We start from the raw sequence: 24,369 nt of genomic DNA on the forward strand, positions 1-24,369 counted from the left end.
TTCCCTTCCGACCAGGGCCGGAGCGCCGATAGCCTTTCCCGGTGAAGATCGGCGTGAACGTCCCCAACTTCGGTCCCGGCACGGATCCGGGTGTCCTGCGCGCGTGGGCGCGGACGGTGGAAGGCCTCGGCTACGACCTGCTGATGGTGTCCGACCACGTCGCCATCACGCCGGACGTCGCCGGCCAGTACCCGGCGCCGTTCTACGAGCCGTTCACGACGCTGTCGTGGCTGGCCGGGGTCACCGAGCGGGTGCGGCTCGGCACCACCGTGCTCGTCGTGCCGTACCGGCATCCCCTGCTGGTGGCCCGGATGGCGGCGAACCTCGACGCGCTGAGCGGCGGGCGGCTGGTGATCGGCGCCGGCATCGGCTGGGCGAAGCAGGAGTTCGAGGCGCTGGGCGTGCCGTTCGAGCGGCGGGGGAAGCTCACCACCGAGTACCTCCGGACGATCCGCGCGGCCTGGGCCGATCACGACGACTACCGCGCGGGCCCGATCCCGCTCTGGCTGGGCGGGCACAGCGACGCCGGCCTGCGCCGGGCGATCGAGCTCGGCGACGCGTGGCACCCGCTGCGGCTGACGATGGCCGGTTTCCGCGACGGCTTGGCCCGGCTGGAAAAGCTGGCCGGCGACCGGCCGGTACCCGCCTTCGCGCCGCGGATCCTGCTGCGGCTGACCGGGTCGCCGGTGACCGGACCGGACCGCCGGGCCGGTGAAGGCACCCTCGACCAGGTCCTCGACGACCTGGCGCAGCTGCGGGCGCTGGGCGCGGAGACCGTCGTGCTCGACCCGTTCGACGCGGACCCGGCCGAAACCCTCCACCCCGAAGTGGCGTGGCGAGACCTCGCGGCGATCGCCGCGTCCTGGAAGGAGAACCGGTGAAGGAAACCGAAGAAGCCCTGCTGCGGCGGGCGATCCAGCTGGCCCGCGAAGCGCGCGAGGAACACGGCAACCCGCCGTTCGGCTCCCTGCTGGCCGACGCCGACGGCAACGTCATCGCCGAAGACCGCAACACGTCGTTGACCGACAACGACATCACGGCCCACCCGGAGCTGAAGCTGGCCCGCTGGGCCGCGCAGAACCTGGACCCGGAAACCGCGGCGGCGACGACGATGTTCACCAGCACCCAGCCCTGCGGCATGTGCACCGGCGCGATCGAGCGGTCCGGGCTGGGCCGCGTCGTGTACGCCCTCTCGACCGAGCAGTTCCTCACCCTGCGCCCGCCGGTGAAGTGGGGCTACGAACTCGACGGCCCCGCCCTGTTCGACGAGGCCCGCGTGCCGGTCGAGGGCTATTACACGTGACGAGCTACGAGGTCCGCCCGGTAGCGCGCGTGGAGTCGCCCCTGACCGATCGCGGCACGGCCCCGAAGCAGGGCGACGAGGGCGCCCCGCCGGCCCGCGTGGTCTTCGACCCCGCATTCCACGCGGCAGCGGCCGACCTGCGACCGGGCGACCGCCTGGTCCTGCTCACCTGGCTGCACGAAGCCGACCGGCGGGTCCAGGCGGTGCACCCGCGCGGTGCCCCGGACCGGCCGAGCACCGGGGTGTTCTCGACGCGCTCCCCGGACCGCCCGAACCCGATCGGCCTCCACCCGGTCACCGTGACCGCGGCCGAGGCGGGCGTGCTCACGGTGACCGGCCTGGAAGCGATCGACGGCACGCCGATCCTGGACGTCAAGCCGATCCTCGGCGAGGTGGCCGGGCGCTGAGCGACTCGATCACGATCCGGGTTCGGGGGTAACAACCCCCGCCCGCGGGCCGACCTCCTTCGCACGAACGGACCAACCCGACCGTGCCGACCGGAGGTGTCACGATGACCGACGCGTTCGAACCCGTCCCCGATCCGTGGCCGCAGCCGGTACCGCCACCGGCGCGGACCCGGACGAACTTCTGGCACTTGCTTCTCGCCGGTGCTGCCGGCGCGGCTTTGGTCGGCGCCCTGTGGGTCGGCCTCGACCTGGCCCGCGCCGTCTCGCCGAGCGCACCGGCGGTCACCGCCGCGCAGTCGTTCGACCTCAGCGGCACTTTTACGCTGTACAGCACCGGGTACAGCTACAGCACCTGCGGTGGCTCCGGCGGCTACTCGGACATCACGACCGGGACAGCGGTCACCGTCTACAACGCGGCGGGAACCGTGCTCTCCCAAGGCGCGCTGGGAACCGGGCACTCGAACGCCGCCTGGACGTGCGTGTTCCCCCTCTCCGCGCCGAACGTGCCGGCAGGTGAAAAGTTCTACCTCGTCGAGGTCTCCCACCGCGGCCGGATCATGGTCCAGCCTGACGACGCGCGATACGGACGCGTCGCGCTCAGCCTGGGAAACTGATCAGTAGGTCTTGAAGCCCTTCCCGGTCTTCCGGCCCAGCCGCCCGGCCGTCACGAGGTGCTCCAGCAGCGGCGCCGGGGCGAAGCCCTCCTCGCGGAACTCGTTGTACAACGTCCGCTGGATGGCCAGCGAAACGTCCAGCCCGACGACGTCCAGCAGCTCGAACGGGCCCATCGGCAGGCCGCACCCGACCTTCATGGCCGTGTCGATGTCGTCCGCCTCCGCGTAGTGGGCCTCCAGCATCTTCACCGCGTCGTTGAGGTACGGGAACAGCAGCGCGTTGACGATGAAGCCGGCGCGGTCGCCGCAGTGGACGGCGTGCTTGCCGACCGCGGCGCAGACCGCGCTCGCCGTCGACACGACGTCCGGGGCGGTCGCGATCGTCGAGACCACCTCGACGAGCTTCATCACCGGTGCCGGGTTGAAGAAGTGGAGACCGACCACATCGGACGGCCGGGAGGTCGCGGCCGCGCACTCGATCACCGGCAGCGAGGACGTCGTCGTAGCGAGCACCGCGCCGGGGCGGACGACCTCGTCCAGCGCCGAGAACACCGCCTGCTTCACCGAAAGCTCCTCGGCGACCGCCTCGACGACGAGGTCGACGTCGGCCAGTGCCTCGAAGTCCGTCACCGGGGTGATCCGGGCCAGCGCGGCCGAAGCGTCCTCTTCGGACAGCTTTCCGCGAACCACGGCCTTGTCGAGCGACTTCTTCACCTTCGCCACGGACGCCTGGGCCTTCTCCAAGCTCCGGGCGCGCAGCACGACGTCGAGGCCGCGCTTCGCGAACACCTCCGCGATGCCGGTGGCCATCGTCCCGGTGCCGACCACGCCGACCCGCGCCACCGGCCGCGGTGGCACCGAGTCCACAGTGGACACGACGTCGGCGGCGACCACGTTCGGCGAGTCCGGGGCGTCGTAGGTGTAGAAGCCGCGGCCGGTCTTGCGGCCGAGCAGCCCGGCCGTGATCATCTGCTTCAGCAGCGGCGCCGGCGCGTGCAGCCGGTTGCGGGACTGGTGGTACATCGTGTCGAGGATTTCGTTCGCGGTGTCCAGCCCGATCAGGTCGAGCAGCGCGAGCGGGCCCATCGGGTAGCCGCAGCCGAAGCGCATCGCGGCGTCGAGGTCTTCGCGCGTGGCGTAGCGCTGCTCGTACATCCGCACCGCGTGGTTGAGGTAGCCGAACAGCAGCGCGTTCGCGATGAACCCGGCCCGGTCGCCGATCACCACCGGCACCTTGCCGAGCCGCTCGGCGAACTCGACCACCTCGGTGACCACTTCCGGCTCGGTCACCACGGTCTTGACGATCTCGACGAGCTTCTGCACCGGCGCCGGGTTGAAGAAGTGCATGCCGACGACCTTGCCCGGACGCGTGGTGTGCACGCCGATCTCGGTGATCGACAGCGACGACGTGTTGGACGCGAACACGACCTCGGGCCGGGTGATCTTGTCGAGCTCGGTGAAGACGTCGGCCTTCAGCTCGAGGCTCTCCGGGATCGCCTCGATCACCAAGTCCACATCGGACAGATCGGAAAGCGAGGTGCTGTACCGGATCCGGCCCAGGAGCGCGTCCCGCCCTGGCGCATCCAGCTTTCCGCCGGAAAGCGCCCGTTCGGTGGAGTGCCGCAGGTGCCCGCGGCCCCGCGCCACCCCCGCCTCGTCGAGCTCGACCGTGACGACGTCGAGCCCGCTGCGCGCGAGCACTTCGGCGATCCCGGCCCCCATCGTGCCCAGGCCGATCACTCCGACCGTCGAGATGTCCCGCGTCATCGAGGCCTCCAGAGATGTTACTCGCTGGTAATTGCCCCGATACTGCCACGCGGAACCACGCGAAGCCCAGACGGAATCGAGTCAGTACCGCTCAAGTCACCCGGTCGCGAACCCCGCCTCACTCGCCGAAATTGCCGTCCACCAGCTCTTTCGCCTTCGCCAGAGCCGCCGAAGCCTGCGGGCCGCGCGCCCGCAGGAGAATCCGGTCACCCTGACGGGCGCCGAGCGACATCAGGGCCAGCACGCTGCGACCGTCGGCCTCCTGGGCACCGAGCCGGACGGTCACCTCGGCGTCGAACTCGCTGAGCGTGCGCACCAGCACCGCGGCGGGCCGGGCGTGCAGCCCGACGTCGTTGCGCAGCTCCAGCTCGACCTCGGCGCCGCCCGCCGTGGACTCGACGGGCTCGAGGTCCTCCGGGATCCCGGCCGCCGCGGCGGCCTCGGCCACCGCTTTGCGGTCCTGCCCCGCCTGGGCGGCGACGGCCGCGGCGATGGCACCCTCGACCAGCGGGCCGTCCGCGACGACGGCCGCCGACGGATCGGCCAGCGATTCGACGGCGAGCTCGGCGGTCATCTGCGCGCTGCCGAGGTCGTAGAGCAGGACGACACCGTCGCCCCGGTCGGCGCGCTGGGTGGCGGCGACGACCTCGTCGTAGTCCGTGCCGATCGAGCCGTCGGAGAGGCCACCGGCCGGCACGATGGTGACGTCCGGCGCCATCTGCGCGGCCAGCTCGGCCAGGCCTTCGGCGAGTTTGGCGCTGTGCGAAACGAGCACGATACCCACGCTCACCGGGCGGCCTCCGCGAACGCGCGCAGCAGCAGCGCCGACGACCGGGCGCCGGGGTCCATGTGGCCCACCGCGCGCTCGCCGAGGTAGGACGCCCGGCCCTTGCGCGGCACCAGGTCCACTGTGGACTCCGCGCCGCGGTCGGCGGCATCGGCCGCGGCGGTCAGCACGGCGGCGACGTCCCCGCCCTCCTCGGCCGCCTTCTCCGCGGCCGAGACCGCGGGGATCAGGGCGTCGACCATGGTCGCGTCGCCACCGACGGCCTTCCCGCGGGCCTGGACGCCTTCGAGGCCGGCGCGCAGCGCGTCCAGCAACGCCGGGACGTCCAGCTCGGTGGCGGCGCCCAGCTTGGCCGAGGCGCGCAGGAAAGCCGTGCCGTACAACGGGCCCGCGGCCCCGCCGACCTTGGAGATCAACGTCGTCGCGACGAGCTTCAGCACCCCGCCCGGCGTGTCCGGCGCACCCGCGTCGAGCGCCGCGACGACGGCCGTGAACCCGCGGTTCAGGTTCTCGCCGTGGTCGCCGTCGCCGATCGCGCGGTCGAGGTCGATCAGTTCCACGCGGTGCTCGGCGACCACCGCCGCGGCGGCGCGCACGGCCGCCGCGACCCCCTCGGCCTTGCAGGTCATCAGCACCCCCACCGCAGCGCCGCGGTGTTGACCGGGGCGTCCCAGAGCTCGGTCAGCTCGTCGTCCAGTTTGAGCAACGTCAGACTCATCCCCTGCATCTCGAGGCTGGTGATGTACGGGCCGACCAGCCGGCGTTCGACCACGATCCCACGCTCGGCCAGCAGCCGCTCGGCGATGCCGTGGGCCAGGTACAGCTCGACGAGCGGGGTGCCGCCCATCGAGTTGGTGAACAGCAGGACGCGGTCGCCGGAGGTGAACGGGAGGTCCGTGACGACGGCCTCGACCATCCGCGCCACCAGGGCGTCGGCCGGTTCGAGCGGGATCCGCTCGCGGCCGGGCTCGCCGTGGATGCCGATGCCGAACTCGATTTCGCCGTCGTCGAGGTCGAAGCTCGGGGTGCCGGCGTGCGGCACGGTCGGCGCGGTCAGCGCCACGCCGATCGACCGCACCTGGCCGATCACCTTCTGCGCCAGCGCGGTCACGGCGTCGAGCGAGTCACCGCGCTCGGCGGCGGCGCCGGTGATCTTCTCCAGCAGCACGGTCCCGCCGACCCCGCGGCGGCCGGCGGTGTAGGTCGAGTCCTTAACCGCGACGTCGTCGTCGATCACGACGCTGCGCACGTCGAGGTCCTCGGCGGCGGCCAGCTCGGCGGCCGTCTCGAAGTTCAGCACGTCACCGGTGTAGTTCTTCACGATGAGCAGCGCGCCCGCGTCACCGGTGGTCGCGGTGACGGCGGCCTGCACGGCGTCCGGCGTCGGGGAGGTGAACACGGCGCCGGGGACGGCGGCGGCGAGCATCCCCCGGCCGACGAACCCGCCGTGCAGCGGTTCGTGCCCGGACCCGCCCCCGGAGATGACGGCGACCTTGCCCGCGACCGGCGCGTCGGCCCGGACGACGACATCGGGGTCGTACTGGACGCGCAGGACGTCGGAGTGCGCGGCGGCGAGCCCCCGCAGCGACTCCGCGACCACGTTCGCCGGATCGTTGATGATCTTCTTCACGGCAACCTCCGGCACATCCGCGGGTGGGGTGCCCCCTTCCTACCTCGCCGCGCGGCCCACCGCCAGGTCAGGGCTTGGGGAGCTTCGTGACGACGTTTTTGGCGACGGTCACGGCTTTGCCGCACGGGTCGTCGCTGCTCGCTTCGGCGGCGTAGCTGCTGTAGTCCACTTGGGCCAGTTCGACGTCGTCGCCCTGCCACGGCCGGTGCTGCCACTCCACCGTGCACCGCGACGAGCTCGTGCTCGTCTGCTTCCGGAACGCCGTGACCCCGCCCCCGATGTCCACCTTGGAGTACCCGTCGCCGACGATCGGGGGCAGGCCAGGCAGGAACTTGACGGTGATCGTCGGATCCGTGCCGTTGCTCTTCCAGTCGCAGGAGTGCAAGCCCGAGGGCGCGGACTTGGCCGACGGCACGGCGGCGGCCACCACCGAGGTGTCGGCCATCGCGCACGGGTCGGCGGTCAGCACGGTGCCCGGCGGCGTCGAGTACTTCTCCGGCGAGTTGTGCACCTTCTGGACGGCCGCTTCGAGCACCGCCTGCCCGGGACGGCACGGGTCGCCGGCGTAGGTGACCGACACGGTGATCGCCAGGTCCGGGTTCAGCGCCGTCATCGCCGCGACCAGGCAGTCGGTGTCGTCGGACTTGCTGACGCGCAGCGGCAGCCCGCCGATCTGGCCGGTCGTCTTGTCGGCCCGGGGCAGCAGGGTGTTCCCGAGCTCGACCTCGAACCGGATCTCCTTGCCGCCGGGGTCCTTCACCTTGTTGCTGCAGGTGTCGAAGGCGATCGACGACGGCGACGGGTCCTCCTCGACCGTGCCGAGGCCGAGCGCACCGAGGGCGTCCTTGGTCAGGAACTGGCACGGCTTGATCGCGCGCAGCGCGTTCGTCGCCACGGCGGCGTCGGTGATCGGGCCGTCGGTGGTCTGGCCGGTGCCGCCGGCCGCCGCGGGCACCGTCGTCCGGCCGAAGTTCGACCGGCCGAGATCCTGCCCGCACGCGGTCAGCGGCAGCGCGAGGACGATGACCAGCAGGAACAGCTTCGGGAGACGGCGGCGCCGAGCGTCAAGGAGCACGCGATGCACGGTAGCCGCACCTTCGCGCCGTTGTCCGGACAACCCGGCTATTCGCCCGCGGCGGGCGCCGTGTCTTCCGTCTCGGTCGACGCCGGGACGACGAGCGGCCGCACCTTCGCCCAGATGATGAAGAGCGCGGACACGACCAGCATGCCGATCCCGGCCCACAGGTTGATGTTGACGCCGGCCGCCTTCTGGATCTCCGCGTCGGAGGTGAAGCCGATGCCCATCACCGTCAGGATCACGCCGTACACGCCGATCAGCAGGGCGATGATCAGCCGGATGTCGAAGGCGCCCGCCTTGTGCGGCCGTGCGCCGGACTCGGTAGCCATGCGTGCCTCCCTAGAAGATGACGTTGAGGGCGATGGTCAGGATGAGCACGATGCCCGCGAGCAGGCCCGGCTTGCGGTACCAGCCCGCGTTCTCGCCGGTGTCGTCGTGCTTGAGCGAGTCGCGCGGGGTGAGCGAGTAGACCAGCCCGACGAGCTCCTCGTCCGGCTTCGGCTTGGTGGCCAGCGACACCACGACGCTCGCGACGATGTCGACGACGAACGCGGTCCCGGCGGCGACGAAGCTGATGCCCTGGCCGGTCAGGCCCAGCACCCCGGCCTGCGAGAGGCCCCACACCGTGATCGCCGACGCGGTACCGAGCACGAGGCCCAGCCAGCCGGCGTGCGGCGTCATCCGCTTCCAGAACATGCCGAGGATGAACGTCGCGAACAGCGGCGCGTTGAAGAACGAGAACAGGTCCTGCAGGTAGTTCAGGATGTTGCCGGAGTTCGACGCGATGAACGCGGTGCCGATCGCGAGGATCGTGCCGCCCGAGGTCACCACGCGGCCCAGGTTCAGGTAGTAGTGGTCCGGCTTGTCCTTCTTCACGTACGTCTGCCAGATGTCGTACGTGAACACGGTGTTGAACGAGCTCAGGTTCGCCGCCATGCCCGCCATGAACGAGGCCAGCAGGCCGGCGATGGCGATGCCGAGCATGCCGTTCGGGAGCAGGTCGCGCATCAGCAGCAGGAGGGCGTTGTTGAACGTGACGCCGCTTTCGGCCTTGCCGCCGTCGAGCAGCACCTGCTTGTCCTTGACGTACTCGGACACGCTGACCGCGGCGATCATGCCGGGGATGATGACGATGAACGGGACCAGCATCTTCGGGAAGGCGCCGATGATCGGCGTCCGGCGGGCGGCGGACATGCTCTTCGACGCCATCGCGCGCTGGACCTCGACGAAGTTCGTCGTCCAGTAGCCGAAGGAGAGGACGAAGCCGAGACCGAACACGATGCCCAGCACCGAAAGGATGCTGTTGCCGAAGCCGGTCAAGTTGTCGCCGGGCCAGGAGTGCAGCTGCGCGTCCCCGCCGGGGCTGTTGGTGACCTTGTCGACCAGGCCCTGCCAGCCGCCGACCTTGACCAGGCCGATGATCGTCAGCGGCACCAGCGCGATGACGATCACGAAGAACTGCAGGACCTCGTTGTAGATGGCCGCGGACAGGCCGCCGAGCGCGGTGTAGGAGAGCACGATCGCGGCGGCGACGATGATCGACACCCAGAGCGGCCAGCCGAGCAGCAGGTTCACGACGCTGGCCAGCAGGAACAGGTTCGCGCCCGCGATCAGGATCTGAGCGGCGGCGAAGCTGATGCCGTTGACCAGGTGGGCCGGCTTGCCGAAGCGCCGGCGCATGAACTCGGGGACGCTGCGAACCTTGGAGCCGTAGTAGAACGGCATCATCACGATGCCGAGGAACAGCATCGCCGGGATGGCGCCGATCCAGAAGTAGTGGACGGTCGGCAGGCCGTACTGGGCGCCGTTGGCCGACATGCCCATGACCTCGACCGCGCCGAGGTTCGCCGAAATGAACGCCAGGCCGGTGACCCAGGCGGGCAGCGACCGGCCGGACAGGAAGAAGTCGAGGCTGCTGGAGACCTGCCGCCGCGCCAGGTACCCGATGCCGAGCACCAGCACGAAGTAGAACGCCAGCTCGATGTAGTCGATCGCGCTCGCGTCGAGTCGCAGGTTCGCATCGGCTAGGACGAGCACCCGACCCACCTCCCGGCAGTACCTCTTGAATTGGACAATATCCGACAGGAATCACCATCGTCCCGTCGGATCCGGACAGTACTGCATGGATTCAGGGTCGGCACGCTGACCTGTCCAAAGTGGCCGGAGGGCGCGCCTCCCCCGGCATCTACCAGGGGAAACGCGCCCTCGTTTGCGCGCCGCGGGAGCGGCAGCCGATCACCGGTCGGTCGGGACGGCGATCTCACCTTCTTCGTCGATCAGCCGCGCCAGCACGGCGTCGGGCAGGTAGGTCCGGTGCGGGTAGCCCGGGCCCCAGGAGTTGAGGATCGGCACGGCGCCGAGCTCGTCGGCACGCGGGTTGCCGAGCACGGCGTGCACGTCGTCGACCGACTTGGCCCAGCGGAACGCCTTGATGCCCTGCTTGGCTTCCGGCGCGTACTGCTCGCGCTTCTGCCAGTCGTCGCTGCCGTAGGAGTCGTCCCACAGGACGTGCCCGGCTTCCGCGAGCACCTCGGCCGCGGCGCGGACGGACGTGCCGTTGTCGTCGCCGGGGTTGGTCTCGGGCCACTCGTCGCGCTTCTTGGCCGAGTCCCACAGCCAGCGGGCGGCGTACTCGCTGCCGTTGAAGATCGACATGCACCGCGACCACCCGAACCCGACGCAGGCGCCTTCGCGGCCCTGGTCGTAGAACGCGTACCAGGCGTCGGTGTCCGGCGTCCCGCCCGGTTCGAGGCACACGCAGTGCCCGCCGCGGACCCGGCCGAGCTTCTTGTCGCCGGCCTTCGCGATGAAGAACTCGCCGGAGGTCTCGTCCTGCTCGGGCTCGTCGAACGCGGAGTACCAGTTGACCCCGATCACGACCGGCGCCCGGGTCGGCCGGTCGTCGTCGGCGAGCGCGGACAGCGGATACCTTTCCACGTGCCGCCAGTCGTCCGGAATGAACCGCCCCAGCCGCGGGTCGGCCGGATCGGAACCGAGTGGGCGATAACGCATGACTTCCTCCTCCGTGCAGGCGAAAACGCGCGCACACCGGCCGGCTGGCGTGCGCACACCGAGCTCGAAGGCGGACTGAAACGTTGGCACGACGAAGAAAGACGGCCGAGCGCACCACCCTCCGGCCACACCGGACGCACCGGCGGAACCCCTCGAATCGAGTGTGCCACGAGCACGCGGAATAAGATCCCGGACTCACCCGAACAGCGCAGGAATCCCGCGAAAAAAGACCAGGTCACAGCGCCGCGACCGATCACGTCAATGATTTCCTTGCGGAGTAATCGAGCCGGAATCAGATACCGGAATTCGGCATCGATCCGGTATCGGCGCGGAGAACGATTACCGCACGGGCGCGTAACGGCGAAGCACCCCCCGGCGACTCCGTCTGCCGTAGCCGCAGCCGAAGGGAGCCCGGATGCCACCGTGGGCCGTAGTCGTAGTCCTCCTCGCGATCTTCGCCGGGGCAGTGGGCGTGAAGGTGACGCGTTCCGCGACGCTGGCGGGCGCGGACCTCGAAGAGGGGGTCATCGCGGCCTTCGAAGACCTGCGGCTGACCGCGACCGCCGTCGTCGAAGGCACCGGTGGCCGCGCGCTGCGCTACCCGGTGGCGGGCCTGTCCGCGCGAGTCGAGATCCGGAGCGCCGAACACAGCCGGGTCACCGTGCCGAGGGTGCTGCTGCTCGGGCTCCTGGCGCTGGCCGTCAAGAAACGGGGCTACGAGAGCGAAGCCCACCTCGTCGTCGAAGGCCCCGGGATGACGGTCGAACGGGCGGTCAGCCTCCGGAAGCGCCCGGACGCGGCCGCGGCGGGCCGGGAGTTCGCCGCGCGGCTGAACCAGCTCGGCGGGCAGCCCGGCGCCGGTGACACCACGCGTTCCGGGCCGCCGGACGACCGCGAACGGTTCGACGTCGCGCTGCTCGACGCCGGTGCGCGCCAGGTCGAGGTCGTCCGGGTGGTCCGCCGTCTCGTGCGGGGCATCGGCTTGCTCGACGCCAAGGAACTGGTCACCGGCACTCCGTCGATCCTGCTGGAGCAGGTGCCGGAGCCCCAGGCCGAAGCGGCCCGTGACGAGCTCGAGAAGGCCGGGGCCGCCGTCGAACTGCTGTGAGCTCAGCTCTCCACGCGGCGGAAGCGCGGCACCGGGCCACCGTCCGTCGGTACCGTCTCGGTGAACATCGCCTTCGGGCGCACCCACAGCCCGCGCTCGCCGTACAGCGCCCGGTACACCACGAGCTCTTCCTCGGTCTCGCTGTGCCGGGCCACGCCGAGCACCTCGTACTCCCCGCCCTTGTAGTGGACGTACCGCCCGGGGAGCACCTCAGAACAGCCTGAACTCGTCGGACTCGATGCCGCGCAGCTCGTCGTAGTCCAGGGTCAGGCACCGGATGCCGCGGTCCTCCGCCAGGGTCCGGGCCTGCGGCTTGATGATCTGGGCCGCGAACACGCCCTGCACCGGGGCCAGCAGCGGGTCGCGGTTGAGCAGCTCCAGGTAGCGCGTCAGCTGCTCGACGCCGTCGATTTCGCCGCGGCGCTTGATCTCCACCGCCACCGAACGGCCGTCGGCGTCGCGGGCCATGATGTCGACCGGGCCGATCGCCGTCGGGAATTCGCGGCGGACCAGGGTGTAGCCGTCGCCGAGGGTCTTGATGTGCTCGGCCAGCAGTTCCTGCAGGTGTGCCTCGACGCCGTCCTTCTGCAGGCCCGGTTCCGCGCCGAGGGCCTGGGTGTAGTCGTGGAAGACCTCGTCGATCGAGATCACCAGCTTCTCGCCCTGCTTGTTCTCGACGATCCAGAGCTTGCCGTCCTCGATCAGCCAGCAGGGTGGGCTCATCCAGTTCAACGGCTTGTACGCGCGGTCGTCGGAGTGGACCGACACCGAGCCGTCGGACTTCGCGAGCAGCAGGCGGGTGGCCATCGGCAGGTGGGCGGTGAGCCGGCCGGCGTAGTCGACCTGGCACCGCGCGATCACGAGACGCACCCGAGGAGGGTAGGACAGGTCCGGGATACTGGGCGGGTGGACCCCATTCAGCGTGTCGCGTCCCGCGAGGTGTACCGGAACAACTGGATGACCGTGCGGGAGGACGAAATCCGCCGCCCGGACGGCTCGCCGGGCATCTTCGGCGTGATCGACAAACCCGCGTACGCGCTCGTCATCCCCCAGGACGGCGACCGGTTCCGGCTGGTCGAGCAGTTCCGCTACCCGGTCGGCGAGCGCCGCTGGGAGTTCCCGCAGGGCACCGCGCCCGACCGGGCCGACGTGCCGCCCGCCGAGCTCGCCGCGCGCGAGCTGCGCGAGGAAACCGGGCTGCGGGCCGGTTCGATGGTCGTGCTCGGCAAGCTCGACGTCGCGCCCGGCATGAGCAGCCAGCGCGGCTGGGTGTTCCTCGCCACGGACATCACCGAGGGCGAACCCGAGCGCGAGCTCGAAGAGCAGGACATGCGCAGCGCGTGGTTCCCGCGCGCCGACGTCGAGAAGATGATCCTCGCCGGGGAGATCACCGACGCGCAATCGGTCGCCGCGTGGGCCCAGCTCATGCTGTACGAGCGGCTCCGGCCTTGAGCATCCCGCGGATGACGAGGTGGTGGAACGGCTTGATCACCGCGAAGTAGGCCGGTCCGACGCGGTTGTGGAACTGCACGATCGTGCCGAGCCGGAACCCGCGGGGCACCGCTTCGACCGTCAGGTACCCGGTCAGGTGACTGTCGTCCACGCCCGCGACCAGGTAGCGCTCCGGATCCCCGGCGCGGACGGTGAAGAACGCGACCCGGTCGCCGGGCGCGAACCCGACGTCTTCGGGCCGGAGCCGGCCGGTCCGCGGGACCGACGCGGTGTCCAGCCGCAGGGCCTTGGCGAGCAGGTACCGGACGCCGAAGAGTCCCTTCACCCACCACGGCGACCAGCCGAACACGCCCGCGACGAACTCGCGCAGGCTGTTGTCGCTCGCGATCTCCTTGAATTCCACGTAGTCGGCGCCGTCGAGAAAAGGCTCGGTCATTTCCGTCTCCCCAGAACGAGTTCCAGCGCGCTCTTGAGCTGACGGCCGGACAGCGGGGGCACGACCTGCCCGGCGCCGACGACCACCAGGTACAGCGCCTGCGCGAGATCGGCGTCGCCGCTGATCTCGGTCAGGTAGGCCACGCGGGTCCGGTCGACGCGCTCCTGGACCGCCCGCGCTTCGACGTCCTGCAGAGCCCACGCCCGGACGGCGATCTCCAGCTCCGGACCGGGTCCCGGCGCGAGGACGAGCTTCAGCAGAGCGCCCAGCCGGTCGCCCTCCGCCGCTTCGGCCTGCTCCACGAAGCGGGTCGTGCGTTCGGCCTCGAAGTGCTCCAGCAGGGCGGTGCGGAAGCCGCCCATGCCCTTGAAGTGGTGGTAGAACGAGCCCTTCGACAGGCCGAGCCGCTCGGCCAGCCGCTCGATCGTCACCGCCGGCGCGCCCTGCTCCGCCAGCAGCACCAGCCCCGCGTCCAGCCAGTCCCGTTTTCCCGCCATGGCCATACCATACCGTATGGTACGGGGAATGGCCGCGAAGCCCGCACTTTCACGTGAAAGTGCGGGCTCAGTCGGGCCAGGAAGGCTTGCGCTTCTCCAGGAACGCCGCCATGCCTTCGCGCGCGCCGGGCAGCTGCGACGCCGCGGCCATGACCTCCAGCGCGATCGCGTACGCGTCGGCCTCGGGCCGGTCGAGCTGGGCGTAGAGCGTGACCTTGCCCATCGACTTGCTCGCACGGCTGCCGCGGGTCGCCCGCCCGAGCAGCTCCGCGACGGCGTCGTCGAGCTGCTCGTCCGGGACGACGCGGTTGACCAGGCCCCAGTCGAGCGCGGTGGGCGCGTCGATGACGTCGCCGGTCAGCGCCAGCTCCATCAGCCGCTTGCGGCCGATGGAGCGCGCCACCGGCACCGCCGGCGTGTGGCAGAACCAGCCGCCCTTGCCGCCGGGGAGCGCGAAGCCCGCCGATTCGGCGGCCACGGCGAGGTCGCACGACGCCACGAGCTGACAGCCCGCCGCCGTGGCCAGGCCGTGCACCCGCGCGATGACGACCTGCGGCACGGACTCCATCGTCTTCATCAGGTCCGTGCACAGCGTCAGCAGCTCGCGCACGCCCATCAGGTCGCGCGCGGCGACGTCGCCGAAGTCGTGGCCGGCGGAGAACACCGGGCCCGCGCCGGCCAGCACGATGCCGGTCGCGTCGGACGTCCCCGCCTCGTGGAACGCCGCGAGCAGCTCCGCCAGGTGGTCCGCGGACAGCGAGTTGCGCCGCGCCGCTCGGTTCATCGTGATCGTGACGGTGCCGCCGTCCCGCTTGACCAGGATGTGCTCGTACTCGGTCATGCCCCGACGGTAACCGTTCGGAATGTGCGCCGGTAGCTGTCCGGCCCGACGCCGACTTCGGCGCGCATCCGGCGTCGCAGGTTCGCCGCCGTGCCCAGGCCCGAGCGCTCGGCCACGCGCTCCACCGGCAGCTCCGTCGTCTCCAGCAGCCGCTGCGCGTACCGGACGCGCTGCACGCGCAGCCAGCGCCCGGGCGTCACGCCGGCGGCCGCGGCGAACTCGCGGTGGAACGTGCGCTCACTCATCCGCGCGTGCCCGACGAGGTCCTCGACGCCGATCCCGGATCCGAGCCGCGCCAGCGCCCAGTCCATTGTGGACGCCATGCCGGGCTGGGAAGCGGCCGGGGGCAACGGGTTGTCGACGTACTGCCGCTGCCCGCCCTCCCGGGCCGGGGGCATCACCAGGCGGCGGGCGAGCGTCGCGGCGACCTCCGCGCCGTGGTCGCGCCGGACCAGGTACAGGCAGAGGTCGAGGCCACCGACGACACCCGCGGACGTCAGGACGCCGCCGTCGTCGGTGTAGAGCACGTCCCGCCGGAGGTCGGCCCGCGGTGCGACGCGGGCCAGCGCGTCGAGGTCGCGCCAGTGCGTGGTCGCCGGGCGGCCGTCGAGGAGCCCGGCGGCGGCCAGCGTGAACGCGCCGGAGCACAGCCCGGCGACGGTCCGCCCGTCCCGGTGCGCCCGCCGCAGCGCGCTCGCCGCCGCCGCGGGCACCGCGGCGAGGGGGTCGTCGCGGCCGGGCGCCAGCACGAGGTCGCAGCCGTCGAGCCCGGCCAGGCCGTGCGTCGCCGCGACGTTACCGAACGGCGAGACGGCGGTGCGCGCCCGGCGGCCGCTGCACAGCCGGACGGTGAACGGGCCGATCCCGCTGTCGGTCCGGTCCTGGCCCCAGACCTCGCCGATCACCGCGAGGTCGAACATCCGGGTGCCGGGCAGCAGCAGAACGCCGATGGTGCGCATGGCAGGAAAGTACCGCATCGCGCGTCTTCTGCCACTCCCGGCCGCGGCGTGGAACGGCGAAACTAGACGGCATGACGGAAACGGCACTCATCCTGATCGACGTCCAGCGCGGGTTCGACGACGCGGCCTTCTGGGGCCCGCGCAACAACCCCGGCGCCGAAGCGAACATGAAGGCACTGCTGGACGCGTGGCAGGAGCGGCGGCTGCCCGTCGTGCTCGTGCACCACGACTCCGTGAAGCCGGATTCGCCGCTGCGGCCGGGACAGCCCGGCAACGACTTCAAGCCCGAGCTCGACGGCGCGCGCCCGGACCTGGTGTTCGGCAAGAAGGTCAACTCGGCCTTCCTCGGCGACGTCGACCTCGACGCGTGGCTGCGCAAGCGCGGCATCACGAGCTTCGTCCTGGCGGGGATCCAGACGAACTTCTGCTGCGAGACCACCGCGCGGATGGGTGGAAATCTCGGCTACGACGTGACTTTCGCGCTCGACGCCACGTTCACGTTCGACCTTCCGGAGGTCACGGCCGACGAGCTGTACCGCGTGACGGCGGCGAACCTGGCGAACCAGTTCGCCACCGTCAAGTCCACAAAGGACGTCCTGGCCGGGCTCAGCTGAGCCCGTTGCGCTCCCGGACCAGCGAGACGATGCCGTCCATGATGTCGGTCAGCTCGTAGTCCTTGGGCGTGAACACCCGGGCGATGCCGCGCTCGGTGAGCAGCGCGGCGTCGTCCGGCGGGATGATCCCGCCGACGATCACCGGCACGTCACCCGCACCCGCGGCGCGCAGGCCGTCGACGACGTTCGGGACGACCTCCAGGTGCGAGCCGGACAGCACGGACAGCCCGACGACGTGCACGCCCTCCTGCACCGCGGCCGCGACGATCTGCTCGGGCGTCAGCCGGATGCCCTGGTAGACGACCTCGAAGCCGACATCGCGCGCCCGGACGGCGACCTGCTCGGCGCCGTTGGAGTGCCCGTCGAGGCCGGGCTTGCCGACCAGGATCCGCAGCCGCTCGCCGAGTTCCGCTTCGGTGGCGCGGACGCGTTCGCGCACCCGCTCGATCCCCGGATCGCCGTTGCCCGCGGCGGACGCGGAAACGCCGGTGGGCGCCCGGTACTCGCCGAACACCTCGCGCAGCGCGCCGGACCACTCGCCGGTCGTGACGCCGGACCGCGCACAGTCCACAGTGGCCTCGAAGAGGTTCTCCGTCGTCCGCGCACGCTCTTTCAGGGCGGCCAGCGACCGTTCGACGGCGTCGTTGTCGCGCCCGGTACGCCACTCCTCGATCGCCGTGACGGCCGCCTTTTCGACGGCGGGGTCGATGGTCTCGATCGCCTTCGCGCCCTCGGCCTGCAGCGGCGACGGCTCGGTCGTCTCGAACTTGTTGACCCCGACCAGGATCCGCTCGCCGTTCTCCATCCCGCGCCGGTACTCGGCGAGCGAGGTGACCAGCTGCGACTTCATGTAGCCGCTCTCGACCGCGGCGACCGCGCCGCCGAGGTCCTGCACGCGCGCGATCTCCTCGCGCGCGCCGGTCATGATCTCGTCGACCTTGGCCTGGATGACGTGCGAGCCGTCGAAGATGTCCTCGTACTCCAGCAGGTCGGTCTCGAACGCGAGCACCTGCTGCATCCGCAGCGCCCACTGCTGGTCCCACGGGCGGGGCAGGCCGAGCGCCTCGTTCCAGGCGGGCAGCTGGATCGCGCGGGCGCGGGCGCCGCGGGACAGCGACACCGCGAGCATCTCCAGCACGATCCGCTGGACGTTGTTCTCCGGCTGGGCTTCGGTGAGGCCCAGCGAGTTGACCTGGACGCCGTAGCGCAGGCGGCGCGCCTTCGGATCCGTTACGCCGTAACGGTCCCGCGTGATCTCGTCCCAGAGCGCGGTGAACGCGCGCATCTTGGACATCTCCTCGACGAACCGGACGCCGGCGTTGACGAAGAACGAGATCCGCGCGACGACCTTGGCCATGTCGGCCGCGTCGACCTGCCCGGAGTCGCGGACGGCGTCGAGCACGGCGATCGCGGTGCACAGCGCGTAGGCGACCTCCTGCGTCGGCGTCGCCCCGGCTTCCTGCAGGTGGTAGCTGCAGATGTTGATCGGGTTCCACTTCGGCACGTGGTGCACGGTCCACGCGATCATGTCGGTGATCAGCCGCAGGCTCGGCCCGGGCGGGAAAATGTAGGTCCCTCGGGAGAGGTACTCCTTGATGATGTCGTTCTGCGTGGTGCCGGTGAGCTTCGCGAGCACCTCGTCGACGTCCCGGCCCTCGGCTTCGGCCTGCTCGCGCGCCACGGAGACGTACAGCGCGAGCAGCCACATGGCCGGCGCGTTGATCGTCATCGACGTGTTCGCCTCGGCGAGCGGGATGCCGTCGAAGAGCCGCCGCATGTCGCCGATGTGCGACACCGGCACGCCGACCTTGCCGACTTCACCGCGGGAGAGCTGGTGGTCCGGGTCGTAGCCGGTCTGGGTGGGCAGGTCGAACGCCACCGAGAGCCCGGTCTGCCCCTTGGCGAGGTTGCGCCGGTAGAGCTCGTTGGACGCGGCCGCGGACGAGTGCCCCGCGTACGTGCGCATCACCCACGGTCGGTCTCGCTCGCGGTCCGTTGGGTACGGCACTGGGCACCTCCGGCGGTGGACGTTTCGTCGAGTGTACCGACCGGTAACTTGTGGTGGCAGTGGAATCCGACACGTCCGGGTGACTCAGGGTGCTTCCTGCGCCGCCACGACCAGGTCGTGGATCCGGTCGGGCTCCGGCACGGCGACCAGCCGGATCGCCGTGCGCTCACGGTGCCATCCCACCGAGTAGCCGGCAACGTCCACCACGAGGTCCGGCGGCCCGAAGTCGAGCGTGCCGAGGCCGTCGCGGCCCAGCCAGGTGACCGCTGGCGGGACCGTGCCCAGCTCCGCCTGCCTGCGGACGCGGCCCGAGACGCGATCGGCCACCACGACCCGCCGATCGGTCACCGTGTACACCGCGCGACCCAGCACCCACGGCCGGGCGAGCACGGGCCACCAGAATCCCGCGAGGCCGCCGGCCACCACCACGACGACGAAGGCGAACGGATACCCGGGGAACACAAGGGGAACCACCGCGGCGGACGCCGCCACCAAGACCGAGCCGAAGACGGGGCGCAACCACTCGAGACCGACCGGGCCGATCCGCTGCGGCCGCCCCGACCACAGCAACCGCTCACCGGGCGACAAAACGATCGAAGGCACATCCACGGCGACCTCCCCAGGCGCTCTTTCGGTGCGAACGCGCGGGAGGGCCGTGCCGGTTGCCTTCAGGCGGCCGGATTGCCCGATTCCGGCGGGGCCTGGCGGGCCTTCGCCTCGTCGATGGCCCTGGTCAGCAGGTCACGCACGCGCTTCGGCTCGCCGACGCCGATCAGCGTCACCGCGCCGGGCGTGCCGAAGGAGATCGTGCCGGTGCGCGACGGGCCGGGCTTGAGGACCGGTGCCGGCAGGCCGGCCAGTTCGCTGGCGCGTTCCTTCTGCCGGAACAGGCCGGAGCGCGCGATGATCCGGCTGTCCGTCACCGCGTACGTCGTGCGGCCGAGCGCGAGGTAGCGCACGACCGAGCGGCCGAGCGCGCCGTAGAGACCGAGAGCCAGCACGACCACGGCCGCGACCGTGGTGCCGCCCGTCGGCTGCTGGATGAGCAGGAACCAGAGCGAGGCGGCGGTGACGACGAGTCCGGCAGGGGCGAGCACCCCGTCCGCGGCGACGTAGAGCGGGCGCTGGACCGGTTCTCCCGCCCAGAGCACGCGTTCACCGGGTAGAAGATCGATTTCCCCTGCTGACATGGCCGAACACTACTCCGCCGCGGCCCCTCCCGCCGAACCTCGAGCGCGCTGCACCTGCTCGTACACCCTCTGTGGATGATCGATCGCAGGTCCTCGCCCGATTCCAAGTCGAGTTCCCCCGGTGCGCGGGGACGAAGTACGCGAGCGGCACTGTGACGGAAATCCGCGAGACCAGGGGCGATCCCGTCGGTTAGCGTGGCGGCCGTGACGTGGAGTTCGTACGGGAGTTACCTGGTCATCGTGGTCCTGATCGTGCTCGCGCCGGGACCCGACACGATGGTGATGCTGAAGAACGCGCTGTCCGGCGGGTTCCGGGGCGGGCTGCTCGCGTCGCTCGGCATCTTCACCGGCAACGCCGTGCAGGGCAGCGCCGCGGCGCTGGGGCTCGGCGTCCTCATCGCGCGGTCGCAGCCGGTGTTCCTCGCGCTGAAGTGGGCCGGCGCGGCCTACCTCGTCTTCCTCGGGTTCCAGGCGCTGCGCGGGGCGTGGCGCGGCGACTACGGCGTCGTCGAGCAGGCGCAGCGCCGCAAGGGCGGCGGGTTCCGGCGGTTCCGCGAAGGGTTCCTCTCCAACATCACCAACCCGAAGGTGCTGGTGCTGTACCTGTCGGTGCTCCCCCAGTTCCTCGACCCCGCGCGCACGACGACGTGGGACGCGCTGGCGCTGGCCTACACCGTCGCCGTGCTCGGCGTGGTGTGGCTGCTGGTGCTGCTGGCGTTCGTGCACCGCGTGCGCGCGTGGCTCGAACGCCGCCGGGTGCGCCGCACGCTGGACGGTGTCACCGGCACCGCGCTGCTCGGCTTCGGTGCCGCCCTCGCACTGGAGTCCTGATGTCACTGAGCACATACGCGGGGTTCGCCGCGATGATGGCGTTCCTGGCGATGATGCCGGGGCCGGACACGATGGTCGTGCTGAAGAACGCGCTGACGGGCGGCGCCCGCGGCGGCGCGTGGGCGTGCGCGGGCATCACGGCCGCGAACTTCCTCCAGGGCACGGCGGCGGCCCTCGGCCTCGGCGCGGTGCTCACGCGCTCCCAGCCGGTGTTCGAGACGGTGAAGTGGCTCGGCGCGGCCTACCTGGTCTTCCTGGGCGTCCAGGCCCTGCGCGGAGCTTGGCGTGGCGACTACACGGCACTGGACGACGTCCGCCGCGCCCGCGCCTCCCGCGGCCGTCGGTTCCGCGAAGGGTTCCTCTCCAACATCACCAACCCCAAGGTGATCGTGCTGTACCTGTCGGTGCTGCCGCAGTTCCTGACCCCGTCGTCGACCTTCGCCGATTCCCTGCTGCTGGCCTACACGGTCGCGGCGCTGGGACTGGTGTGGCAGGTGCTGCTGCTGTTCTTCGTGCACCGCGTCCGCGGCTGGCTGCAGCGCCGGCGGGTCCGCCGCGTGCTGGACGGCGTGACCGGGACGGCCCTCCTGGGCTTCGGCGCGGCCCTCGCCCTGGAGTCCTGAACTGCCTTTCCCGCACCGTGCGCGGCCGGGTTCCCGTGGCCGCGGCGGCGCCGGGTCCGCCGCACCTCGACGGCGGCACCGGCACCTCGCTCGAAAGCTAAAGCGTGCGGTCCAGCCAGTCGTAGACGCGGCCGGTCGCGAGGCGCTGGGCGCCGACGTGGCAGTGGGCGTCCGCGCCCTCCTCCGCGGTGAACGTCAGCAGCGTCTTCGGCGCGTTCAGGTGCGCGTACAGCCGGCGGGGCTCGGTTTCCTCCTCCCCGCCGAAGAACAGGTCGTCCGCCGCTTCGCAGACCAGCACCGGGCACGTGATCTTCTCCGCGACGCCGTCCTCCAGCGTGTACTCCAGGTACTTCGCGACGAACTCGCGGTCGGTGGCCGCGCCCAGGACGTAGCGGCCGTGGTCGCACGCCCAGCGCAGGGTCGGGCTCGCCTCGCGGCCCGCGGCGAGCATCGCGTCGAACTCCGGGTCCTCGGCGGCGTCGGCCCGGCGGACGATCTCCGCGCGGTCCCAGGGCAGGAACCCGACGACCGCCGCGCCGGCGTCGTACACGCCGTCCACCGCGACAACCGCCGCCAGGCGAGGCTCGAACGCCGCCGCGCGCGGGGCCAGCATGCCGCCGAGGCTGACGCCGAGCAGTGCGACGCGGTCCGGGTCGACGCCGTCGAGGCCGAGGACGAAGTCCACCACCGGCGTGACGACGTGCTCCCAGTCCGGCCGGAACACCAGGTCCTCGTGCCGGATCGCGCTCGGCTGCCCCGGGCCGTCGAACGTCAGCACGTGGTAGCCGCGCTCGGCGCCGCCGGCCGCGCCCAGGTAGTGGCATTCCTCGGCGCTGCCGTCGAAACCGTTGTGCATCAGCAGCACCGGCTTCGGGCCCTCGCCCGGCGCGCGGTAGAAGTAGCCGCGCAGAACCGTTCCCTCGTAAGGGATTTCGACCGGCTCGGCGACGGCGGCGCGCCGGAAGCACTCGACGCTGCGGTCGTAGGCCGCCGCGATGCGCGGGTCGGCCGGGTCGCCGTGGAGGAAGAACTCAGCCGAGAAGTAGTACGTCGACGCGCGCAGCAGCAGGTCGCGCGCGGTCACCGGGCGCGCGTCGGCCGCTTCGGCGTACAGGCGGTCGGCCAGGCCGCGGTAGGCGTCGTGCCAGCTGTCGTAGTCGCCCGGCTTCACGGTCGACGCCGCCGCGAGGACCTCGCCGAAGTCCGAGCCGCCGTAGGCCGCGTGGCCGAACAGGCGCAGGCTCTCGAACCAGAACTGGGCGTCTTCTTCGAACATGAGCTGCTTCATCGGATTTCTTCCTCCACGAAGGTTTCGAACGACCGGGCGGGCCGCCCGGTGACCCGCTCGACGACGGGGGTGACGCGGTCTTCGGCGCCGCGCCGGATGTCTTCGTCGAGCGCGGCGAGCACGCGCGCGAATTCGGCGGGGATGCCGGACGCGGTCAGGTGCGCCGCGAACTCGGCCGTGCCGACCGGGCGGTGGCGCACCGGGCGGCCGGTGCGGGCGGCGATGATCGATGTGGCTTCGGAATAGCTCAAAGCGCCGGGACCGGTCAGGACGTGTTCGGTGTTGTGCGGTTCGGGGTCGGTCAGCGCGCGGACGGCGACCGCCGCGATGTCGGCGGCGTCGACGAACGCGACCCGGCCGTCCCCGGTGGCGGTGACGACCTCGCCGTCCCGCACGCCCCGCGCCACCAGGTGCTCGCCGGTGAAGTTCTGCATGAACCACGACGGCCGCAGCACGGCCCACTCCGGCGCCGTCCGGACCAGCCGCGGCAGCTCGCCGAGGCCGGGCGTGTCCTCGGTGACGGCGGACGAGCTCAGCAGCACGATCCGGCGGACCCCGGCGTCGAGCGCGTCCGCCACGAACGGCGCCACCAGCCCCGCCGGCGCGGCCTCGCCGATCGGCGCGACGAGGTAGACGGCGGAGGCGCCGCGCAGAGCCTCGGCGTGGGTGGCGCGGTCGGTCCAGTCGAACCGGACCTGGCCGGGCTCGCCGGGCTTGCGGGTCGCCGCGCGCGCCTCGGCGCCGTGCGCGCGCAGTCCCGCGACGACCCGGCGGCCGGTGGTGCCGGTGCCGCCGACGACCAGGACGTCAGCCACGGTCGCCCCCGGTGAACGCCGCGGTCAGCTCGTCCGCGCCGCCGAGCAGCTCCGCCGCGGCCTGCGGGCTCCAGTAGTCGCGGTACCGGCGGATCTCGCCGTCCTCGACGGTGATCACGGCGATGTAGGACAGCTCGTACGGCCGCTGCGTCGCGACGACGACGCCGGCCACGGTGAACTCGGCGACGACCACGGCCGGGTCGGTGGTCTGGTGCACGGTCTTCGCCGTGACCTCCCGGATGTCCAGGAGGTTCGGGTAGTCGCGCAGGTACTCGCGGATCGCGTCGCGCCCTTCGACGCTCGCCGGGTAGCCCGGAGCGGCGAACGGGAACTCGAGGACACCGTCCTCGGCCCAGAGCCCGGCGAACCCGGCCATGTCGTGCTTCAGCAGCAGATCGAGCGCGTGCTCGACGAAGTCGCGCATCGCAGCCTCCCAACGTTCGGACGATACGGTACCGTCCCGACGTTAGAGTAGACAGGACGGTACCGTCCCGTCCACCCGCTAGACTGCCGGCATGGCACGCACCCCGACCGGCGCCGCGGTCCTCCAGCCCGAGGTCACGCAGGCCATCAGCGAAGCCGTCATGTGGGAACTCGCCGAACAGGGCTATGGGCGGCTGTCGATGGAAGCGGTGGCGAAACGCGCCGGTGTCAGCAAGAGCGCGCTGTACCGGCGGTGGGCGTCGAAGGAGCACATGATCGCGTCCGTGGTGACGGAGTTCAGCGTGACCCGCGCGCCGGAGGTCGACACCGGCTCCCTTCGCGGAGACCTGCGCGAAACGATGCAGGCGCTGATCGACTGGCTCACGCACCCGCTGTTCTCGCGGATCCTGCCGGACCTGGTCGCGGAGGACGCCCGCGCCCCGGAGCACAGCCGCGGCTTGCGCGAGGCCATCGGCGGCCCGCGCCGCGAGGTCGGCGAGGCGATGCTGCGCCGCGCGATCACCCGCGGCGAGCTCCCCGCGGACCTGGACATGGAACTGGCGCTCGACGCACTGGCGGCGCCGATCTACTGGCGCCTGGTGGTCCGCCTGGCCCCGGCGGAACCGGACTACGTGGAGCGCCTGGTGGCGTACGCCCTGCGCGCACTGGGCGCGCAGGGCGGGTGA

Annotated in this window: 30 protein-coding genes; 10 read left to right on the top strand and 20 right to left on the bottom strand. The window is 71.4% G+C overall.

Annotated elements, in window-relative coordinates; genetic code table 11:
• Window positions 1–41 precede the first annotated feature (41 nt).
• From AB5J73_RS03590 to AB5J73_RS03605, 4 genes are all read left to right on the top strand, one after another.
• The gene (locus AB5J73_RS03590) at window positions 42–881 is read left to right on the top strand and encodes an LLM class flavin-dependent oxidoreductase (protein WP_370968091.1); all 840 of its coding nucleotides are present in this window, start codon (window positions 42–44) and stop codon (window positions 879–881) included.
• Window positions 878–1,303: a nucleoside deaminase gene (locus tag AB5J73_RS03595; RefSeq protein WP_370968094.1), complete on the top strand. Its 426-nt coding sequence runs from the start codon at window positions 878–880 to the stop codon at window positions 1,301–1,303. The genes AB5J73_RS03590 and AB5J73_RS03595 overlap by 4 nt, the downstream gene beginning before the upstream one ends.
• Window positions 1,300–1,710, top strand: coding sequence for a tRNA (N6-threonylcarbamoyladenosine(37)-N6)-methyltransferase TrmO (gene tsaA / locus AB5J73_RS03600; RefSeq protein ID WP_370968096.1), 411 nt, complete (start codon window positions 1,300–1,302; stop codon window positions 1,708–1,710). Before AB5J73_RS03595 ends, tsaA begins: the two co-directional genes overlap by 4 nt.
• Window positions 1,711–1,814: 104 nt before the next feature.
• Entirely contained in the window at window positions 1,815–2,324 is a 510-nt protein-coding gene (locus AB5J73_RS03605) for a hypothetical protein (RefSeq protein ID WP_370968098.1), read from the top strand.
• Here the strand turns inward: AB5J73_RS03605 and AB5J73_RS03610 are convergent, their stop codons facing one another.
• From AB5J73_RS03610 to AB5J73_RS03645, 8 genes are all read right to left on the bottom strand, one after another.
• The gene (locus AB5J73_RS03610) at window positions 2,325–4,091 is read right to left on the bottom strand and encodes a 3-hydroxyacyl-CoA dehydrogenase family protein (RefSeq protein ID WP_370968100.1); all 1,767 of its coding nucleotides are present in this window, start codon (window positions 4,089–4,091) and stop codon (window positions 2,325–2,327) included.
• A gap of 118 nt (window positions 4,092–4,209) precedes the next feature.
• The gene (dhaM, locus tag AB5J73_RS03615) at window positions 4,210–4,881 is read right to left on the bottom strand and encodes a dihydroxyacetone kinase phosphoryl donor subunit DhaM (RefSeq protein WP_370968102.1); all 672 of its coding nucleotides are present in this window, start codon (window positions 4,879–4,881) and stop codon (window positions 4,210–4,212) included.
• On the bottom strand, window positions 4,878–5,507 hold the full coding sequence (gene dhaL / locus AB5J73_RS03620) for a dihydroxyacetone kinase subunit DhaL (RefSeq protein WP_370968105.1): 630 nt from the start codon (window positions 5,505–5,507) through the stop codon (window positions 4,878–4,880). Before dhaL ends, dhaM begins: the two co-directional genes overlap by 4 nt.
• A complete protein-coding gene (gene dhaK / locus AB5J73_RS03625; RefSeq protein WP_370968107.1) occupies window positions 5,507–6,508 on the bottom strand; it encodes a dihydroxyacetone kinase subunit DhaK in 1,002 nt (333 codons plus the stop codon). Before dhaK ends, dhaL begins: the two co-directional genes overlap by 1 nt.
• A gap of 67 nt (window positions 6,509–6,575) precedes the next feature.
• Window positions 6,576–7,583, bottom strand: coding sequence for a DUF3558 domain-containing protein (locus tag AB5J73_RS03630; protein ID WP_370968109.1), 1,008 nt, complete (start codon window positions 7,581–7,583; stop codon window positions 6,576–6,578).
• Between the two features lie 47 nt (window positions 7,584–7,630).
• Entirely contained in the window at window positions 7,631–7,915 is a 285-nt protein-coding gene (locus AB5J73_RS03635; protein WP_370968111.1) for a hypothetical protein, read from the bottom strand.
• 10 nt (window positions 7,916–7,925) lie between these two features.
• Entirely contained in the window at window positions 7,926–9,623 is a 1,698-nt protein-coding gene (locus AB5J73_RS03640) for a sodium:solute symporter family protein (RefSeq protein WP_370968113.1), read from the bottom strand.
• Window positions 9,624–9,821: 198 nt separating this feature from the next.
• Complete coding sequence (locus AB5J73_RS03645) at window positions 9,822–10,598, bottom strand: hypothetical protein (protein WP_370968115.1); 777 nt, start codon at window positions 10,596–10,598, stop codon at window positions 9,822–9,824.
• 415 nt (window positions 10,599–11,013) lie between these two features.
• On the opposite strand from AB5J73_RS03645, the gene AB5J73_RS03650 reads away from it, so the two are divergent.
• Window positions 11,014–11,706 (top strand): ribosomal protein L7/L12, encoded by a 693-nt coding sequence (locus tag AB5J73_RS03650; protein WP_370968117.1) that lies wholly within the window; start codon window positions 11,014–11,016, stop codon window positions 11,704–11,706.
• A 2-nt stretch (window positions 11,707–11,708) separates the two neighbouring features.
• Here AB5J73_RS03650 and AB5J73_RS03655 read toward each other — a convergent pair whose 3' ends face one another.
• Both AB5J73_RS03655 and nucS read right to left on the bottom strand, forming a co-directional pair.
• Window positions 11,709–11,915: a DUF1653 domain-containing protein gene (locus tag AB5J73_RS03655; RefSeq protein ID WP_370968119.1), complete on the bottom strand. Its 207-nt coding sequence runs from the start codon at window positions 11,913–11,915 to the stop codon at window positions 11,709–11,711.
• Window position 11,916: 1 nt separating this feature from the next.
• Entirely contained in the window at window positions 11,917–12,576 is a 660-nt protein-coding gene (nucS, locus tag AB5J73_RS03660) for an endonuclease NucS (protein ID WP_370968121.1), read from the bottom strand.
• 36 nt (window positions 12,577–12,612) lie between these two features.
• Here nucS and AB5J73_RS03665 point away from each other — a divergent pair, with 36 nt between their 5' ends.
• A complete protein-coding gene (locus AB5J73_RS03665; protein ID WP_370968123.1) occupies window positions 12,613–13,158 on the top strand; it encodes an NUDIX domain-containing protein in 546 nt (181 codons plus the stop codon).
• On the opposite strand, the gene AB5J73_RS03670 is transcribed toward AB5J73_RS03665, so the two are convergent.
• The 4 genes from AB5J73_RS03670 to AB5J73_RS03685 all read right to left on the bottom strand — a co-directional run bounded on the left by AB5J73_RS03670 (window position 13,130) and on the right by AB5J73_RS03685 (window position 15,891).
• Window positions 13,130–13,594: a DUF2867 domain-containing protein gene (locus AB5J73_RS03670; RefSeq protein WP_370968125.1), complete on the bottom strand. Its 465-nt coding sequence runs from the start codon at window positions 13,592–13,594 to the stop codon at window positions 13,130–13,132. The genes AB5J73_RS03665 and AB5J73_RS03670 overlap by 29 nt on opposite strands.
• Complete coding sequence (locus AB5J73_RS03675; protein ID WP_370968127.1) at window positions 13,591–14,091, bottom strand: TetR/AcrR family transcriptional regulator; 501 nt, start codon at window positions 14,089–14,091, stop codon at window positions 13,591–13,593. Before AB5J73_RS03675 ends, AB5J73_RS03670 begins: the two co-directional genes overlap by 4 nt.
• A 67-nt stretch (window positions 14,092–14,158) precedes the next feature.
• Window positions 14,159–14,932, bottom strand: coding sequence for an enoyl-CoA hydratase-related protein (locus AB5J73_RS03680; protein ID WP_370968129.1), 774 nt, complete (start codon window positions 14,930–14,932; stop codon window positions 14,159–14,161).
• The gene (locus tag AB5J73_RS03685) at window positions 14,929–15,891 is read right to left on the bottom strand and encodes a GlxA family transcriptional regulator (RefSeq protein WP_370968132.1); all 963 of its coding nucleotides are present in this window, start codon (window positions 15,889–15,891) and stop codon (window positions 14,929–14,931) included. The genes AB5J73_RS03680 and AB5J73_RS03685 overlap by 4 nt, the downstream gene beginning before the upstream one ends.
• A gap of 71 nt (window positions 15,892–15,962) precedes the next feature.
• Between AB5J73_RS03685 and AB5J73_RS03690 the strand changes: the two genes are divergently transcribed.
• The gene (locus AB5J73_RS03690; RefSeq protein WP_370968134.1) at window positions 15,963–16,505 is read left to right on the top strand and encodes a cysteine hydrolase family protein; all 543 of its coding nucleotides are present in this window, start codon (window positions 15,963–15,965) and stop codon (window positions 16,503–16,505) included.
• On the opposite strand, the gene AB5J73_RS03695 is transcribed toward AB5J73_RS03690, so the two are convergent.
• The 3 genes from AB5J73_RS03695 to AB5J73_RS03705 form a co-directional block, all read right to left on the bottom strand.
• On the bottom strand, window positions 16,498–18,513 hold the full coding sequence (locus tag AB5J73_RS03695) for a protein meaA (RefSeq protein WP_370968136.1): 2,016 nt from the start codon (window positions 18,511–18,513) through the stop codon (window positions 16,498–16,500). The genes AB5J73_RS03690 and AB5J73_RS03695 overlap by 8 nt on opposite strands.
• A gap of 84 nt (window positions 18,514–18,597) precedes the next feature.
• On the bottom strand, window positions 18,598–19,122 hold the full coding sequence (locus AB5J73_RS03700; protein WP_370968138.1) for a hypothetical protein: 525 nt from the start codon (window positions 19,120–19,122) through the stop codon (window positions 18,598–18,600).
• Window positions 19,123–19,181: 59 nt separating this feature from the next.
• Window positions 19,182–19,664: a PH domain-containing protein gene (locus AB5J73_RS03705; protein ID WP_370968140.1), complete on the bottom strand. Its 483-nt coding sequence runs from the start codon at window positions 19,662–19,664 to the stop codon at window positions 19,182–19,184.
• A gap of 243 nt (window positions 19,665–19,907) precedes the next feature.
• On the opposite strand from AB5J73_RS03705, the gene AB5J73_RS03710 reads away from it, so the two are divergent.
• Together AB5J73_RS03710 and AB5J73_RS03715 are read left to right on the top strand one after the other, a co-directional pair.
• The gene (locus AB5J73_RS03710) at window positions 19,908–20,534 is read left to right on the top strand and encodes a LysE family translocator (protein WP_370968142.1); all 627 of its coding nucleotides are present in this window, start codon (window positions 19,908–19,910) and stop codon (window positions 20,532–20,534) included.
• Window positions 20,534–21,157 (top strand): LysE family translocator, encoded by a 624-nt coding sequence (locus AB5J73_RS03715; protein WP_370968144.1) that lies wholly within the window; start codon window positions 20,534–20,536, stop codon window positions 21,155–21,157. Before AB5J73_RS03710 ends, AB5J73_RS03715 begins: the two co-directional genes overlap by 1 nt.
• A gap of 97 nt (window positions 21,158–21,254) precedes the next feature.
• Here AB5J73_RS03715 and AB5J73_RS03720 read toward each other — a convergent pair whose 3' ends face one another.
• From AB5J73_RS03720 to AB5J73_RS03730, 3 genes are read right to left on the bottom strand one after another with little or no spacing between them, the layout of a single operon-like run.
• Window positions 21,255–22,445: an alpha/beta hydrolase family protein gene (locus AB5J73_RS03720; RefSeq protein WP_370968146.1), complete on the bottom strand. Its 1,191-nt coding sequence runs from the start codon at window positions 22,443–22,445 to the stop codon at window positions 21,255–21,257.
• Window positions 22,442–23,260: an NmrA family NAD(P)-binding protein gene (locus tag AB5J73_RS03725; protein ID WP_370968148.1), complete on the bottom strand. Its 819-nt coding sequence runs from the start codon at window positions 23,258–23,260 to the stop codon at window positions 22,442–22,444. The genes AB5J73_RS03720 and AB5J73_RS03725 overlap by 4 nt, the downstream gene beginning before the upstream one ends.
• Window positions 23,253–23,684, bottom strand: a complete 432-nt coding sequence (locus AB5J73_RS03730; RefSeq protein ID WP_370968150.1) for a nuclear transport factor 2 family protein — start codon at window positions 23,682–23,684, stop codon at window positions 23,253–23,255. Before AB5J73_RS03730 ends, AB5J73_RS03725 begins: the two co-directional genes overlap by 8 nt.
• Before the next feature lie 91 nt (window positions 23,685–23,775).
• Between AB5J73_RS03730 and AB5J73_RS03735 the strand changes: the two genes are divergently transcribed.
• Complete coding sequence (locus AB5J73_RS03735) at window positions 23,776–24,369, top strand: TetR/AcrR family transcriptional regulator (RefSeq protein ID WP_370968152.1); 594 nt, start codon at window positions 23,776–23,778, stop codon at window positions 24,367–24,369.

Origin of the sequence: Amycolatopsis sp. cg9 (assembly GCF_041346945.1) — a bacterium.
Lineage (GTDB): Bacteria > Actinomycetota > Actinomycetes > Mycobacteriales > Pseudonocardiaceae > Amycolatopsis.